12 protein-coding genes are annotated in these 14930 nt (G+C 71.4%); 3 read left to right on the top strand and 9 right to left on the bottom strand.

Translation table 11 applies throughout. The features are described 5' to 3' along the window. Positions 1–308: 308 nt before the first annotated feature. A complete protein-coding gene (locus ACFUJR_RS30815) occupies positions 309–2099 on the top strand; it encodes a pentapeptide repeat-containing protein (protein WP_383174860.1) in 1791 nt (596 codons plus the stop codon). A gap of 75 nt (positions 2100–2174) precedes the next feature. Here the strand turns inward: ACFUJR_RS30815 and ACFUJR_RS30820 are convergent, their stop codons facing one another. The 4 genes from ACFUJR_RS30820 to ACFUJR_RS30835 are packed head-to-tail and all read right to left on the bottom strand — an operon-like array spanning position 2175 to position 5914. Further along, entirely contained in the window at positions 2175–2840 is a 666-nt protein-coding gene (locus tag ACFUJR_RS30820; RefSeq protein WP_383174863.1) for a response regulator, read from the bottom strand. Next, positions 2837–4126, bottom strand: a complete 1290-nt coding sequence (locus ACFUJR_RS30825; RefSeq protein ID WP_383450950.1) for a histidine kinase — start codon at positions 4124–4126, stop codon at positions 2837–2839. The genes ACFUJR_RS30820 and ACFUJR_RS30825 overlap by 4 nt, the downstream gene beginning before the upstream one ends. A 49-nt stretch (positions 4127–4175) precedes the next feature. Continuing rightward, entirely contained in the window at positions 4176–5015 is an 840-nt protein-coding gene (locus tag ACFUJR_RS30830) for an ABC transporter permease (RefSeq protein WP_383174869.1), read from the bottom strand. Further along, the gene (locus ACFUJR_RS30835) at positions 5012–5914 is read right to left on the bottom strand and encodes an ATP-binding cassette domain-containing protein (protein WP_383174872.1); all 903 of its coding nucleotides are present in this window, start codon (positions 5912–5914) and stop codon (positions 5012–5014) included. The genes ACFUJR_RS30830 and ACFUJR_RS30835 overlap by 4 nt, the downstream gene beginning before the upstream one ends. A gap of 134 nt (positions 5915–6048) precedes the next feature. Here ACFUJR_RS30835 and ACFUJR_RS30840 point away from each other — a divergent pair, with 134 nt between their 5' ends. Together ACFUJR_RS30840 and ACFUJR_RS30845 are read left to right on the top strand one after the other, a co-directional pair. After that, the gene (locus ACFUJR_RS30840) at positions 6049–6615 is read left to right on the top strand and encodes a GNAT family N-acetyltransferase (protein ID WP_383174875.1); all 567 of its coding nucleotides are present in this window, start codon (positions 6049–6051) and stop codon (positions 6613–6615) included. An 85-nt stretch (positions 6616–6700) separates the two neighbouring features. Beyond that, positions 6701–8251: a serine/threonine-protein kinase gene (locus ACFUJR_RS30845; RefSeq protein ID WP_383174878.1), complete on the top strand. Its 1551-nt coding sequence runs from the start codon at positions 6701–6703 to the stop codon at positions 8249–8251. Here the strand turns inward: ACFUJR_RS30845 and ACFUJR_RS30850 are convergent. The 5 genes from ACFUJR_RS30850 to ACFUJR_RS30870 are packed head-to-tail and all read right to left on the bottom strand — an operon-like array spanning position 8241 to position 14905. After that, positions 8241–9740 (bottom strand): type VI secretion protein, encoded by a 1500-nt coding sequence (locus ACFUJR_RS30850; protein ID WP_383174881.1) that lies wholly within the window; start codon positions 9738–9740, stop codon positions 8241–8243. The two genes, ACFUJR_RS30845 and ACFUJR_RS30850, sit on opposite strands and share 11 nt — an antisense overlap. A 2-nt stretch (positions 9741–9742) precedes the next feature. Continuing rightward, positions 9743–11146: an ATP-binding protein gene (locus ACFUJR_RS30855; protein WP_383174884.1), complete on the bottom strand. Its 1404-nt coding sequence runs from the start codon at positions 11144–11146 to the stop codon at positions 9743–9745. Between the two features lie 36 nt (positions 11147–11182). Beyond that, on the bottom strand, positions 11183–12736 hold the full coding sequence (locus ACFUJR_RS30860) for an SCO6880 family protein (RefSeq protein WP_383174887.1): 1554 nt from the start codon (positions 12734–12736) through the stop codon (positions 11183–11185). Beyond that, complete coding sequence (locus tag ACFUJR_RS30865) at positions 12733–14088, bottom strand: hypothetical protein (RefSeq protein ID WP_383174890.1); 1356 nt, start codon at positions 14086–14088, stop codon at positions 12733–12735. Before ACFUJR_RS30865 ends, ACFUJR_RS30860 begins: the two co-directional genes overlap by 4 nt. Continuing rightward, positions 14078–14905 (bottom strand): hypothetical protein, encoded by an 828-nt coding sequence (locus ACFUJR_RS30870; RefSeq protein WP_383174893.1) that lies wholly within the window; start codon positions 14903–14905, stop codon positions 14078–14080. Before ACFUJR_RS30870 ends, ACFUJR_RS30865 begins: the two co-directional genes overlap by 11 nt. Positions 14906–14930: the final 25 nt, after the last annotated feature.

The raw sequence follows: 14930 nt of genomic DNA on the forward strand, positions 1-14930 counted from the left end.
AACAAGGACCTCGACAATCCTCATTCTCGCTGGTCAGAGGCACTTTCTTCTTGCCTGACCACCCGTCGGACAGCCCGCTTCATGAAAGCGCGAGGTTAGCGGGGGTCTTTTTCACCTGGCTCGCCATGGTCGGTGTCTGGCGGATCGTCGTAGCCCGTGCCGCGTTCAAGGAGCCCCTGCGGCGAACGGGGCGCCGTATCCTCCTCGTGCCGCGGGCCTTCGTGCGGCCACGGCCCCAGGAGATGAGACGTGAGCTGCGGCGGGCTGTCGCGTTGCGCCGGCATCAGGGGGTGGCGAGCGCGATCCCCATGAGCGAGCTCGTCGACCGGATGGTCGAGGAGGACCGTTCCGCGCGCGTCCTCGAGCGGGGGCTCTGGGTGTGGTCGACACTGATCCCCGCCGTGCTCGCGGTCGGTGGCGTGGCGTTCGGCACCTGGCTCGTGATGTCTTCGGCCTTCAGCGAGGGACCGGGCAGTGTCCTCATGGACCCCTACGAGTCCTTCCTCCTTCTCTTCGGGAACCGGGGGTTCGTCTGGGGGGCCGGCGACTGCGGCGGCTGGAACCTCCTGCTGGGCTGCGAGCCGGAGTTCATACCGTGGTGGGACGGCGTCGATGAGGGGTTCGGGGTAGGAATGTCGGTGGCTCTGCTGCTGGCCGCCTGGCGACTGCCGCGGGTGGCCCGGCGGGAGTTCGGAGCCTGGGAGAAGCAGCAGGTTCCTCTCATGGCCTGTCTGGAAGCCCTTGTCGTCTGCCGTGATGCCTTCCGGGTCTCTGCGCCGGACGCGTCCCGACTGGACGCCGGCACGGCCCGACTGCGGGCCGCCTTGCAGGACTTCGCCCGAGAAGGGCTTCCGGCCGATGCCGAGCGCAAGGCCGAGCTGGAGGAGCACAGCCGGCGCGTGGCGGCGACCCTGCACGAAGCGATGGGCCGGGTGCTCCGGGACGGCACGACGGCTGAACTGCCCGCTGTCGTCAAGGTGCTTGCCCAGCTCCAGGACCGGCTGTACGCGTCGCGCTGGCTCGCCCTGGTCGACGACACCCTGCTCACCACCGCACCACCACCACCGCCCGCACCGGCTCCCGGCACCACTCCCGGTCCTGCGGCATCCGACGCCGGACGCTGGCAGCGGTACCTGGCGATCGCGACGGCGATGCCCGCCATCCCCGCCCTCCTCGCCCTGGGGTTCACCGCGATGACACTCGCTCAGACGCGGGACGCGCTGCGGGTCAGCGAGCGGGATCAGGTGGCCTCCTCGTACAACGAGACGGTCGCCAACCTCGGCGACGACTCCATGAACGTCAGGATCAGCAGCATCTACGCGCTCAAGCGGATGATGGAGGAGTCCCCGCGTGAGCAGCCGGCGATCGTGCAGGTGCTCAGCGCGTACGTACGCGACAGGGCCAAGGCGCCGAAGAGCAAGGCGCAGATCGACGCGGCGCACAGAGACCGTGACGCGCGGCCCGCCGACGATGTCCAGGCGGCGCTGAACGTGCTGGGCAAGCGGCCCGGTGGCGGCGACGACGGGGAGGTGATCGACCTGCGCCATGCCTTCCTCGTCGGCGCGGACTTCGCGGCGGGGGACTTCAGTCACGCGGACTTCCGCGGAGCGGACCTCACCCGGGCGTATCTGCAGGACGGCTGGTTCCAGGACGTCTGGTTCAGCGGCGCCACCATGACCGGAGCCACCCTGAGTGGAAGCTTCTTCGTGGACGCGGAGTTCGTCGACGCCGATCTCCGGGGCATCGTCGCTCAGGGGGCCGGCATGGGCGACGCCGTCCTCACGGGCGCCGATCTGACCGGGGCCGTGCTCTCTCCGCAGGTGGACGAGGAAGAGGTGGGCGAGGGAGAGGGGGCCGAGGACGAGAGCCACCGGCCTACGTCACTCTCGGGGGCGGATCTGTCCGGTGCTGATCTGACCGACGCCGATCTGTCGGGCGCGCTGTGCTACGGGACCGATTTCAGCAGGGACGACGCCAACGACCTGCCCGCCGCCGACTTCACCCGGACGAACTTCACCGACGCCCGCCTGGTGGACGTGTTCCTCGACGGGACCGACCGGCGCACCGCCGTCTGGGACGGAGCCGTGGTCACCGAATAGCCGCTGCCGGGACCGTCTCCATCGGTCCGTCTCCGTCGGTCCGTCTCCGTCGGACTGTCTCCGTCGGGCTGCCTCCTACCGGTCCGGTGTCACCAGGTGGGTGTCGTAGGCCAGGATGACCGCCTGGACGCGGTCCCTCGCTCCCGTCTTCGCGAGGATGCGGCTCACGTGGGTCTTCACCGTCGACTCCGCCAGGTGGAGGCGTTCGGCGATCTCCGTGTTCGTCCAGCCCTGGGCGATGACCGTGAGGATCTCGCGTTCGCGGTCCGTGAGGGCCGAGAGACGGGGGTCCGCGCGCGGGGGGCCCGGGCTGGGCGGGAGGTGGTGGATGTACGCGTCCAGGAGGCGGCGCGTGAGGCTGGGGGCCACCACCGCGTCGCCGCTCGCGACGGCGCGGACGCCGGAGAGGAGTTCCTCCGGCTGGGCGTCCTTGACCAGGAAGCCGCTGGCGCCGGCGCGCAGGCCGTCGTAGGCGTACTCGTCGAGGTCGAACGTCGTGACGATCAGGACGCGGGTGCGGGCTCCCGTGGCGACGATGCGGCGGGTGGCCTCGATGCCGTCGAGGCCGGGCATCCGGACGTCCATCAGGACGACGTCGGGGCGGTGCCGGTCCACGAGGCGGATCGCCTCGGTGCCGTTCTGCGCCTCGCCGACGACCGTCATGTCGTCCTGGCTCTCCAGCAGCATACGGAAGCCGAAGCGTTGCATCGCCTGGTCGTCCGCGATCAGCACCGTCGTCACGAGGGGGAGTCCTCCAGGGGGATTCGGAGCCGTACGCGCCATCCGCCGTCCGGCAGCGGGCCCGCTTCGAGCGTGCCGTCGTAGAGCGCGGCCCGTTCGCGCATACCCGCAACGCCCTGGCCCGTGCCCGCGGTTCCGCTGCCGTGCGCCCGGCCGGTGTCCGTGATCTCGACGGTCGACCCCTCCGGGCCGTACGACAGAAGGACGGTCGCCTCGGCGCCCGGGCCCGCGTGCTTGAGGGCGTTCGTCAGGGCTTCCTGGACGACTCGGTAGACCGTCAGCTGTGCGCCCGTCGCGAGCGGTGGGGTCTCGCCGTGGGTGTCCAGCCGTACCGGGAGGCCCGCCGTCCGTACGCCGGCGATGAGGTCGTCCAGGTCGTCCAGGGTGGGCTGTGGGTCGCGTACCGGCTCGCCGCGCAGCAGGCGGCGGAGCTCGGCGAGGGCTTGGCGGCTCGTCGTGCCGATGGCGTCGAGGGCTTCGGCGGCGCGCTCGGGGTTCTTGGCCGCCGCGTACCTGCCGCCGTCCGCGAGGCCGGTGATGACCGCGAGGTTGTGGCCGATGATGTCGTGCATCTCGCGGGCGATCCGGGTGCGTTCGGCGGCCGCCGCCAGCTGGGCCTGCTGGTCGCGCTCGACTTGGAGGCGGCGGGCCCGGTCGACGAGGGCGGCGGTGTGGTCCTGGCGGGAGCGGACCGCGATGCCGAGCAGGGCGACCATCGCGTACGCCCACAGGGTGGGGACGACCTGTTGGTCCCAGCTGCCCTGGGGGTGGCGGATCGCGCCCAGCACCAGGGGTGGGGTGAGCAGGGCGAGTGTCCACGGGAGGGTGCGCAGGGGTCGTCGTAGCGCGATGTGGAAGACGACGATGAGCTGGAGGAGCCCGGCCTGGAGGAAGGCGCCGGTCCCCTGGCTGACGAGGGCCACGCACGCCATCACCGCGAGGGCGGCCACCGGCCGGCGGCGCCGCCACAGGAGCGGGAGGGCGAAGGCCAGGCTCATGGCCACGACGAACAGGACGGGTACGGAGGGGTCGGGGGCGGTGTTCCGCCAGCCGCCCATGGCGTCGATCAGGGCGGCAGCCGCCCAGAAGGCGGTGAGCAGCCCGTCCCAGACCCTGGGGCGGTGCGCGTCGAAGGCTCGTACGCGCTGGGTCAGACGTTGGATGTACCGGCTGAGGGGTTCCTCTTCCGCGCCGGGATCCGTGCCGGGTTCCGTGCCGGGTTCCGTGCCGGGATCCGCGCCGCGTTCCCTGCCGGGCTGCGTGGCGGGCTGCTTCTCCGTGATCACGAGTTCATCCTCGTACGTCGGGGGCCTTCGCGACACGCCCTGGAGCCTTCTAGACGTCTCGGCGCTTCAGCAGCATCGCCGGGACGATCAGGGTCGCGGCCGCCCACAGGCACAGGGCGAGGAACGCGCCGCCCGGGGAGGCCGCGTGGGGCACCGGGTCGGCGGAACCGAGGGCGCCCGCGGCCTGCGTGGGGAAGTACCTGACGGCCGTCTCCATCGCGTCGTACGGGAGCATGCCGAGGACCTCCGGCAGGATCAGCACCCCGCCGACGAAGGCTCCGATGGCGCCGGGCACCGAGCGCAGCGCGGCGCCGAGTCCGAGGGCGATGAGGCCGAGGAGGGTGACGCCGGCGGCGTTGCCCGCGAGGGCGGCCAGGACTCCGTCGTCGGCGAGGGAGGCGGCCTGGTCGGTGTCGGAGAGGAAGAGCTGAGCGGTGAGGAAGGTGATGAGGGCGGTCACGAAGGAGACGGTGAAGACGGTCGCCGTGAAGACGGTGGCCTTCGCCCACAGGACGGGCGTCCGGCGTGGCACGGCGGTGAGCGAGGCCCTGATCATGCCGGTCGAGTACTCGCCCGCCGTGACCAGGATGCCGAGGACGGCGAGGCAGATCGCGCCGAGTTGGGAGCCGTAGAGGGTGAGGATGACGGTGTCGACGTCGGAGTCGCCGCCGCCGGAGGTGTAGGTGGCGCCCATGAGGATGCCGACGCCGAGGAGGAAGGCGACGGAGGTGAGGACGGTGATCCAGGTGGAGCGGACCGTCCACAGCTTGTGCCATTCCGCGCGCAGGACGCGGGTGGGGGTGACGCGGTACGCGGCGACGGGCGTCGCGGTCGTCGGGGTCGGGCTCGGGCTCGGGGTCGGCGTGCTCGTGGTGGTTCCCGTGGTCATGCTGCTGCTCCCTGGTATTCGACCGAGTCGTGGGTGAGGTCCATGAACGCCTGCTCCAGGGAGGCGGTCTCGGGGGTGAGTTCGAAGAGCGGTACGCCGTGGGCGGCGGCCGCGCGGCCGATGTCCGCGGCTTCGACGCCGGTGACGCGGAGGGTGTCGGCGGCCTCGCTGACCATCCGGGCCTGCGGGAGGAGGGCGCTGAGGCGGTCCGCGTCGGGGGTGACGACCTTGACCGAGGCGCCGCCCGATTCCCGTACGAGTGCGTCGACGGTGGTGTCCGCGAGGAGCCGGCCCTTGCCGATGACGACGAGGTGGTCGGCGGTCAGGGCCATCTCGCTCATGAGGTGGGAGGAGACCAGGACCGTACGGCCTTCGGCGGCGAGGGACTTGAGGAGTGTTCGGATCCACAGCACGCCCTCGGGGTCGATGCCGTTGACGGGTTCGTCGAGGACGACCGTCTCGGGATCGCCCAGGAGCGCGGCGGCGATGCCGAGTCGCTGGCCCATGCCGAGGGAGAAGCCCTTGACGCGGCGCCGGGCGACCTCGGTGAGGCCGGTGAGGCCGAGGACGTGCTCGACGCGGGAGCGCGGGATGCCGTGGGTGTGGGCGAGCGCCATGAGGTGGTGGTGGGCCGAGCGGCCGGGGTGGATCGAGCGGGCTTCGAGGAGCGCGCCGACCTGGGTGAGGGGTGCGGGGTGCGCGGCGTAGGCGCGGCCCCCGATGGTGGCGCGGCCGCGGGTGGGGGCGTCCAGGCCGAGGAGCATCCGCAGGGTGGTGGACTTGCCGGCGCCGTTGGGCCCGAGGAAGCCGGTGATCGTGCCGGGGCGGACGGTGAAGCTGAGGTCCTGGACGACGGTCCTGTCGCCGTACCGCTTGGTGAGTTCTTCTGCTCGGATCATGTCCACGACGCTACGGAGCGGGCGGCGGCGGATCGTCGGACCGTGGACGGGACCGTGGCGCGGGACGTAGTACCGCGGTACGACGGAGAGAAAGAGCTTGTCGGGGGCGGTGGGCCACGGCGAGGATCAAGTTCATGGACTATTCGATACGTGTCATCCGCGCCGACGAGTGGGAGCGGAGCCGGGAGATCCGGCTCGCCGCCCTGCAGGACCCGGTGGCGGGCATCGCCTTCCTGGACACCTTCGAGGAGGCCGTCGCACGGCCCGACTCGTTCTGGAAGGAGCGGGCGGAGGGCGCGTCCGAGAGCGGGACGAAGGTCCGTCAGTTCGTGGCCGAGGCGCCTGACGGGAGCTGGGCGGGCACGATCTCGCTGCTGGTGGAGCGACCGTCGGACGACGTGCGGTTCGGTGAGGCGGCGAAGGTCGACCAGACGCACGTCGTGGGCGTGTACGTACGGCCCGAGGCGCGCGGCACGGGTGTGATCGACGCGCTGTTCCGGGCGGGCGTGGAGTGGTCCTGGTCGCTGCCGGAGCCGACGGTGCGGCGGGTGCGGCTGTACGTGCACGAGGACAACGCGCGGGCCGCCGCCTTCTACCGGCGGTTCGGGTTCGTGGCGACGGGGGTCCGGGTGCCGATGCCGGGGGACGACTCCGCGCACGAGGTGGAGTACGAGATCGGGCGGCCGACGGACCAGGGCTGACTTCCGGACCACGCCCTAGCTGGGGCGGCCCGGGACCTGAGAAGCTTGGGATTCGAGCGAACTCGGGGGTAGCGTGCATGAGTTGATGCCCAACGACCCGGCCTTCATCGGTCAGTACCGGCTGACGGCCCGGCTCGGCGAGGGCGGGATGGGGCAGGTCTACCTGGGCGAGTCGGTCAGCGGTCGGCGGGTCGCGGTGAAGGTCGTACGGGCCCACCTCGCCGCCGACCCCGGCTTCCGGCAGCGTTTCCGACGCGAGATCGAAGCCGCGAGGACGGTGGGCGGCTTCTGGACGGCACCAGTGGTGGACGCGGATCCGGAGGCCGCGACGCCGTGGGTGGCGAGCGCGTACATCGAGGCGCCGGATCTGGGGCAGCTCGTGGCGGAGGACGGGCCGTTGGCGGAGGCGGAGTTACGGGCCCTGGCGGCCGGCCTCGCCGAGGCGCTGGATGCCATCCACCGGGCAGGTCTTGTCCACCGGGACCTCAAGCCGTCGAATGTACTGGTCACGGGCGACGGGCCTCGGGTCATCGACTTCGGGATCTCCAAGGCGCTGGAGGGCGGGACGACCCTGACGGGGACGGGTCTCGTGGTCGGCACGCCCGGGTTCATGTCGCCGGAACAGGCGACGGGGGCGGAGGTCGGGCCCCCGAGCGACATCTTCTCGCTGGGTGCGGTGCTGGCGTTCGCGGCGACGGGGGAGGGGCCGTTCGGAGTGGGGAGCGCGCCCGCGCTGCTGTATCGCGTGGTGCATGACGTTCCGCGGCTGGACGGGGTACCCGGCGTGCTGCGGGAGATGGTGGCCCGCTGCCTGGAGAAGCGGGCGGAACGGCGTCCGTCGGCGGGGGAGTTGCTGCAGCTGTCGGCGGGGGCCGTGGGGGCGGCGGGGGCGGCGGGGGCCGCGCGGGGGCGTCAGGCGGGCGGCTTCGCCACGAGGGTGCTGCCGCCTCCGGACCCGGACCCGGAGGCGGACACGGACCCGGAGGCGGAAACGGACCTGGACCCGGACCCGGACCCGGAAACGGACACGGGGGCGGGAGGCGGGGACGCGGAGGCGGGAGGCGCGGACCCGGTGCCTGACGAACCGGTGACGCCGCCCCCCGGAGCCGGGAAGGCGGCCTCGGTGCGCGCGAGGGCCGGGCGTGGCGTCGGGGGCTGGTTGTTGTTGATCGTCGGGCTGTGCCTTCTCGCCGCCGGTACCGTCGGTTCGGTCGTCATGGACTCGCCCATGGACACAGTGCTGGGGGTCCTGAGCATCTGTGTCTTCCTGCCGCTCGTGGTCCTCGGGGCTCGGGACGGGCCCTACGACACTTTCGTGCAGGCTGATGCCGACGGGCTCGCCATCGAGCGGGGCGGGATCCGATGGCGGGCCGACTGGGCGCGCGTGGAGACCGTGGCGGTGACCCCGACCGGCGGTGCCGGACGTGCTTGGACACTCGTCGCGGTGGTGACAGGGCCGGCGGCGGCGTCCCTCCCCTCGGCGTTCGGACGGTTCGCGGGCGGGGGGAACGTCCGGCTCCCGCTGTACTTCCCCAACGCCTACTCGGCCCGTGTCCCGCTCCTGCACCTCCACGGGGCGCTCGAACACTGGGCCGGTGAGGCGTACACGCCGGACCCCTCGCTGCTCAGAAGCTGAGGCTCTCCTCCGGCCAGCGGGCGCGGGCCTGTTCCTGGGAGCGGAGCAGGACCAGGGTCGGCAGGCCCCGGTCCTGGCCGTCCGCCAGCAGCTCCGGCAGCCGGGGAAGGGGAGCCACCGCGGCGACGTCGTCGAGGACCAGGGTCATTGGTGGGTCGAGCCGACCGTCGGATGACCGTGCGGCCATGCGGCGGCCGTGCTCGACCACGCTTTCGGTGAGGGCGGTGAGCAGGGGCATCCCACCGGGGCGGGTGCGCGGGTCCTCGATGGTTTCACCGACCACATAGAGGGTGCCCCCTTCGGCGACGAATGATTCCAGCATCAGCGAATCCGTTCGATTCGGGGTGCAGGCGTCCCTGATGTGGATCGAGGAGAGCGAGGCGAGCGCCCTGGCCGTCAACTCCTGGGCGATCTCGCGCCGTTCCGGGTGCGCGGTGAGCGCGGACTCCAGGAGGCCGGCATGTCCCGAGGCGGCCTTGGGGTGCGTGCGGAGGATGCGTACGGGTTCGTGGGCGGCCATGCCCTGGGACCAGCGGTGGACCTGTCTGAAGGGGCGGTCGTCCAGGGCGGCGGCGTGCAGCCAGCAGCGCAGGAGCGTTTCGGCGGTGTCGGCCACCGCGGCGTCCAGACGGGACGGCGGGCGTACGGGGGCGAGGAGGGCGACCGCCCGTTCCTGTGCCGTTGCCGGGTCCTCGCAGCCAGTGGACGGGGACCAGTGGAGGCGGGCGGGCGTGTCGCAGAGGTGGCCGGGGTCGTAGAGGAGGACGGGGCCGAGCTTGCCGCGGGCGTCCTTGGTGTCGGCCCAGACGGTCGGGTCGGAGGTGACGACGAGTACGGGGCCCTCGGCGTCCTGGATCGCCTGGACGGCTGCGGGACGGCGGACGGCGGGGGTGCCGTACATGATGCCGGGGGAGGGCGGGGCGGGCCGGGACGCGGCGGGTGCCGGCTCCGGGGGGTCGGCGGGGTGCTCTTCCAGGGGTTTCCTGGGTGCGGGGGGCTGCTGTGCGACCGCCTTCGGCGCGGGCTCCGTGGTCTCCTCGGCAGCGGTACGTCCCGTACCCGTACTCGTACTCGTACCCGTACCCGTACCCGTACCCGTACCCGTACCCGTACCGTACGCGCCGCCGCGGCGGCCCTCCCGTACCGTTCTCCAGCGCGCCAGCGTCCCCACGACGAACACCGTGAGGACCACCAGAACCATCAGCTCGCCGATGAGCAGGCCCCAGAACAGGCCGTATCCCGACAGCTCGCCCGCCGGGGTGTCCGGCCACGCGGCCGGCAGGTCCTGCGGCCTGCCGAGCAGGGAGCGGACGGCCGTCGGGGTCCGGGTGAACGTGACCCCTTCCGGCCAGGCGCCCCTCGCCAGCAGGGCCGCCAGGCCGGTCGCCGTCCACGCCAGGACCGTCAGGCCGACGGGGACGCCGACCAGGGCCAGCACCAGCCCGTCCGGGAGCCCGCCCTGCTGCCGCTCCTGCGGCCCCTTCGCCATCGTCACGCCACCGTCGACCGGGAGGGATCGTTGAGCTGCCGCTCCATGAGGGCGGCGCGCTGCTCCGTCTCCCACTCCAGCTCCGGGTCGACGGCCGGGTCTGCCGACGACTCCGTCATGGCGCGGTCGGTGTAGACGAGCGGCCGCTCCTTCTCGGTGATGAGGTGCTTGACCACCTGCACGTTGCCGTTGACGTCCCAGACCGCGATACCGGGTGTGAGCGTCGGGATGATCTCGACCGCCCACCGTGGCAGGCCGAGTACACGTCCCGTCGCCCTCGCCTCGTCGGCTTTCTGGGCATAAATGGTCCGCGTGGACGCCATCTTGAGGATGGCCGCGGCCTCCCGCGCCGCCGCGCCGTCGACGACGTCGGAGAGGTGGTGCACGACGGCGACGAAGGACAGACCGAGCCGGCGGCCGAACTTGAGCAGCCGCTGGAACAGCTGCGCCACGAACGGGCTGTTGATGATGTGCCAGGCCTCCTCGACCAGGAAGATGCGCTTCTTCCGGTCGGGGCGGATCCAGGTGTGCTCCAGCCACACGCCGACGATCGCCATGAGGATCGGCATGGCGATGGAGTTGCGGTCGATGTGGGACAGGTCGAAGACGATCAGCGGTGCGTCGAGGTCGATGCCGACCGTGGTCGGGCCGTCGAACATGCCCCGCAGGTCGCCGTCGACGAGCCGGTCCAGGACGAGCGCGACGTCCAGGCCCCAGGCGCGTACGTCGTCTATGTCGACGTTCATCGCCTCCGCCGATTCCGCTTTCGGGTGGCGGAGCTGCTCGACGATGTCGGTCAGGATGGGCTGGCGGTCGGTGATGTGCTCGTTGACGTACGCGTGGGCGACCTTGAGCGCGAAGCCGGAGCGCTCGTCGAGGCCGTGGCCCATGGCGACCTCGATGATCGTCCGGAGCAGGGCCAGCTGCCCGGTCGTGGTGATCGACGGGTCGAGCGGGTTGAGCCGGATACCGGCGTCGACGGCGACCATCGGGTCGAGGCGGATGGGAGTTATCCCCAGCTCCTGCGCGATGAGGTTCCACTCGCCGACGCCGTCCTCGCCCTGGGCGTCGAGGACGACGACCTGCCGGTCGCGGAACCGCAACTGCCGCAGGACGTACGTCTTCTCCAGCGCCGACTTGCCGTTGCCGGACTCGCCGAGGACCAGCCAGTGGGGGGCCGGGAGCTGCTGCCCGTACAGCTGGAACGGGTCGTAGATGTAGCCCTTGCCGCTGTAGACCTCGCGGCCGATGATCACGCCGGAGTCGCCGAGCCCGGGCGCGGCGGTGGGCAGGTAGACGGCCTGGGCCTGGCCGGTCGAGGTGCGGACGGGCAGGCGGGTCGTCTCCACCTTCCCGAAGAGGAAGGAGGTGAAGGCTTCGGTGAGGGCGGAGAGTGGATCTCGCATGTGGGCGGGCCCCTTAGCGGCTGGCGGCTGGCGGCTCTAGCGGCGGATGCCGGTCGCGAACGGCAGGGTGTTCACAAAGGCCCGGTGGTGCTCGCGGTCGCACCACTCCAGCTTCAGATACGACTTGCCGGCGGAGGCCCTGATCGTGCGCTTGTCCCTGGCCAGGGCCTCGGGTGAGCGCGACGACACAGTGATGTACCCGACGAGGTTCACACCTGCCGCGCCACTGGCGAGATCTTCACCCCGCTGGTCGAGCCGGCCGTGCGCGGCGATGTCGCGCGGGTCGACCGTGCGGTTCATCTTGGCCTGGCGGGAGGCCTCGGCCTCGTCGTTGGTCTTCTCGGTGAGCATGCGCTCGATGGCGACCTCGGTGGGTTCGAGGTCCATGGTCACGGCGACCGTGCGGATCACGTCGGGGGTGTGGACGAGGAGAGGGGCGAGGAAGTTGACGCCGACGGGGGTCATCGGCCACTCCTTCACCCAGGCGGTGGCGTGGCACCAGGGGGCGCGGGTGGAGGACTCGCGGGTCTTGGCCTGGAGGTAGGTGGGCTCCATGGCGTCGAGTTCGGCGGGCCAAGCGTTTCGTTTCGTCATGGCCTGGATGTGGTCGATGGGGTGGTCCGGGTCGTACATGGAGTGCACGAGGGAGGCGAGCCGGGACTGGCCGAGGGGCTGCCGTACGCGGATGTCGGCCTCGGCGAGGCGGGCGCAGATGTCGGTGAGCTCGCGGGCCATGACGACGGCGAGGCCGGCGTCGCGGTCGAGTCTGCGGGCGCCGGAGGTGTGGCGGGCGGCGCGGGCCATGGCGTTGGCCTCGGCGGCGAGTTCGCGGGTGTAGTGCATGCAGGCCACGAGATAGGCGCGGTGCTGCTCACTGGAGGTGGAGACCATCGACTGGAGCTGCTCGTACGACTCCTGGAGCCAGCCGGGGGCCTGGGAGTCGCCGCGCTGGGCGACGTCCTTGGCGTGGGCGTCGGGGTCGGCGGGGAGGGTGCGGGCGAGCATCTGGAGGCGGGTGACGAAGCCGTCTCCGTTGGCGACGTGCTTGAGGAGGGTGCCGAAACGGTCCACCAGGGCTTCCTGGTCCTCGCTGTCGCGCAGGCCGACGCCGGGGCCCTCGATCTCGATGGCGGCGGTGACGGTGCGGCGGTCGGCGTGGAGGAGGACGGCGATCTCGTCGGGGCCGAAGGGCGCGGCGAGCCAGCTGATGCGGCCGATGCCGGGCGGCGGGCCGATCTCGACCTCACGGCCGTCGATCCGGGTGCCGGCCTCGGCGGCGGCGGAGCGGTAGGCGGTGCCGCGCTTGAGGGACCGCTTGTAACTGCGGTTGATCTCGAACCATTTGTAGAAGGTTCGGTGCTTGTACGGGACGTACACGGCGGCGAGCGCCAGGACGGGGAAGCCGACGAGCAGCACGATCCGCAGGGTGAGGGCGGAAACGAGGAGTCCGCTCATCATGCCGAGGAACGCGCCGGCGATGATCAGGGCGATCTCACCGGTCTCGCGGTTCTTGCCGACGATCGCGTTCGGCCGGGCACGGCCGATGAGATACGTACGGCGGGGCGTGACCGGCTGGGACTGGGTCGTCAACGCCCTCCACCTCCAGTGCTTCCTGTGTTGTTGCGGCTGCTGTGCGGGGTGCCCGATGTGGGGCTGCTGCTACGCGGTGGGGGTGCGGCGGAGGGGACAGTTCCGCCGCCGCCCCCGGCGCCCCCGGAGCTGACGGCCGTGCCACGGCTGCTGTGGGCGGCGACGCCGCCGGAGAGCGGGTTGGCGGGGCGCGCGGCGCCACCGCTGTTCTGGTTCCCACCGCCGCCGCTGTCGCGGGTGCTGTGGGTCTTGATGCCCTGGGAGACGAGGGAGGCGGGGGAGGAGATGACGGCGGCGGCGGCGTTCTCGCCGGCGCGGTGGAGGCGGTTGTTGCGGGAGGCGACGATCTCGTCGCCGAAGCCGGGGACGAAGCGGTAGATCATCGTGGAGGCGAAGATGGCGAGCAGGATGATCGCGAGGCCGGAGACGACGGCGGAGAAGGAGTCGGGTCCCGTGCCGGAGGAGAGCGCTCCGGCGAGGCCGAGGACGATGACGATGACCGGCTTCACGAGGATGATCGCGATCATGATGCCGGCCCAGCGGCGGACGTGGCCCCACATGTTCTTGTCGACGAGGCCGGAGTAGACGACGACGCCGAGGAGGGCGCCGACGTAGAGCATGACGGCGCGCAGGAAGAGTTCGAGGTAGAGGACTCCGGCGGCGAGGATGCTGACGAGCGAGACGATGATCAGCATGATCGGCCCGCCGCCGATGCTGTCGCCCTTCTGGAGGGCCTCCTTGAAGCTGCCGAAGAAGACGTCGGTCTGTTGCCCGGTGCCGGAGGCGATGACCTCGGTGACGGCGTCGGTGGCGTTGACGACGGTGTAGAGGATGAGCGGGGTGAAGGCGGAGGCGAGGACGGTCAGCCAGAGGAAGCCGATGGCCTCGGAGATGGCGGTGGTGAGGGGGACGCCGCGGATGGCTCGCTTGGCGACGGCGAGGAGCCAGAGGAGGAGGGTGAGGAAGGTGGCGGCGGCGAAGACGATGGCGTAGCGGCCGAGGAACTCGAGGTTGGTGAAGTCGACGTCGGCGGTCTCTTTGACGGCCTTGGAGAGCGCGTCGACGATCGAGACGGCGGCGTCGGCGCAGCCGCGGGCGAGGGAGGAGAGGGGGTCGAGGGCGGCGGTGGGGTCGGTTACGGAACGACCGGCGCCGTTGCCGCCGGGCTGGCCGTTCTCGCAGTAGTCCCGCGCGGGGCCGCGGATCAGGTCGCAGGGGTTGTTGCTGGTGGAGGGGCTGGGGGTAGGTGTCGGTGCCGCGTACACGTGGCTCGCCAGGAGTACCAGGAAAGTCTGTACCAAAGCTGCTGCGCCAGTGATCCTGAGGGAGCGCGGCAGATGCTTACCGGGCATAGGTGAACCCTCCGAACTGGTCGACGGCGTCAGCCATCTCCTCCGCGCCTGAGGCTGCCTGGTCACGACCGACCGGTACGGGACCGTCCTTCTGGTCGAACGCGGTCATCTTCCAGTCCCCGCCAACCCACTCCAGCTGGTACGTGGTCGTGTACCAGCTCTCGGACACAGGGTTCTGAGACCCTTCGCCTGCCAGGCCGAACAGGGAGGAGTACCAGACGGCCACCGTCGCGCGGTCGTTGCTGAAGCTCTCGATCTTCGATCCCACGGGGATGGCACGGGAGATGAACGTGAGCCCATCCGGGGCCGTGCCGTCTGCCTGCAAGCCGATGCGCGTGAGGAAGCCCTTGTCCGAGTAGACCTTGTCGAGGTCGCTGCGGCGAGCATCCGCAACCGTCGGGGCGTAGACCGCGTTGACGATCTCGTTCCGGCGAGCTGTGTTGAACATGTCGGCGGAGCCGAGAGGCACCGAGAAATTCACCGCCGCGCTCTGCGCCCCCTGTTCGTCGCGGGCGAAGCCCGTGGGGATCGGGCCGTTCTTGCCCGTGACCGGGCGGACGCCCGTGGCCGAGGTCGGGTTTCGGGCGGCCGAGGGGTTGGCGTCCGTCTTCTCCGGGTCGCCGCCCTTTCTGTTCGCGAAGGCGATCGCGGCGATCAGGAGGACCACCACGCCCACCACCGTGATGAGCGAGCGCGAGCTGCGGGCCGGGGGGCGGCGGGTGCCGTCGTAGGGGTCGCCGCTGCCGCCCTCCGGGAGGCGCGTACGGGTCTGGCCCGAGCCGCCGCCGAAGCCGTCGTTGTCGTCGCCGAGGCTCATGGCAGGCACGCCCTCTCAGCCGTGT

This window comes from Streptomyces sp. NPDC057271 (genome assembly GCF_042668715.1).
Lineage (GTDB): Bacteria > Actinomycetota > Actinomycetes > Streptomycetales > Streptomycetaceae > Streptomyces.

Coding starts and splice junctions, on each gene's coding strand:
- ACFUJR_RS30815 (WP_383174860.1), top strand. CDS start 309: ATGAGCGAGCTCGTCGACCGGATGGTCGAGGAGGACCGTTCCGCGCGC.
- ACFUJR_RS30840 (WP_383174875.1), top strand. CDS start 6,049: ATGGACTATTCGATACGTGTCATCCGCGCCGACGAGTGGGAGCGGAGC.
- ACFUJR_RS30845 (WP_383174878.1), top strand. CDS start 6,701: ATGCCCAACGACCCGGCCTTCATCGGTCAGTACCGGCTGACGGCCCGG.
- ACFUJR_RS30835 (WP_383174872.1), bottom strand. CDS start 5,914: ATGATCCGAGCAGAAGAACTCACCAAGCGGTACGGCGACAGGACCGTC.
- ACFUJR_RS30855 (WP_383174884.1), bottom strand. CDS start 11,146: ATGCGAGATCCACTCTCCGCCCTCACCGAAGCCTTCACCTCCTTCCTC.
- ACFUJR_RS30830 (WP_383174869.1), bottom strand. CDS start 5,015: ATGACCACGGGAACCACCACGAGCACGCCGACCCCGAGCCCGAGCCCG.
- ACFUJR_RS30870 (WP_383174893.1), bottom strand. CDS start 14,905: ATGAGCCTCGGCGACGACAACGACGGCTTCGGCGGCGGCTCGGGCCAG.
- ACFUJR_RS30850 (WP_383174881.1), bottom strand. CDS start 9,740: ATGGCGAAGGGGCCGCAGGAGCGGCAGCAGGGCGGGCTCCCGGACGGG.
- ACFUJR_RS30865 (WP_383174890.1), bottom strand. CDS start 14,088: ATGCCCGGTAAGCATCTGCCGCGCTCCCTCAGGATCACTGGCGCAGCA.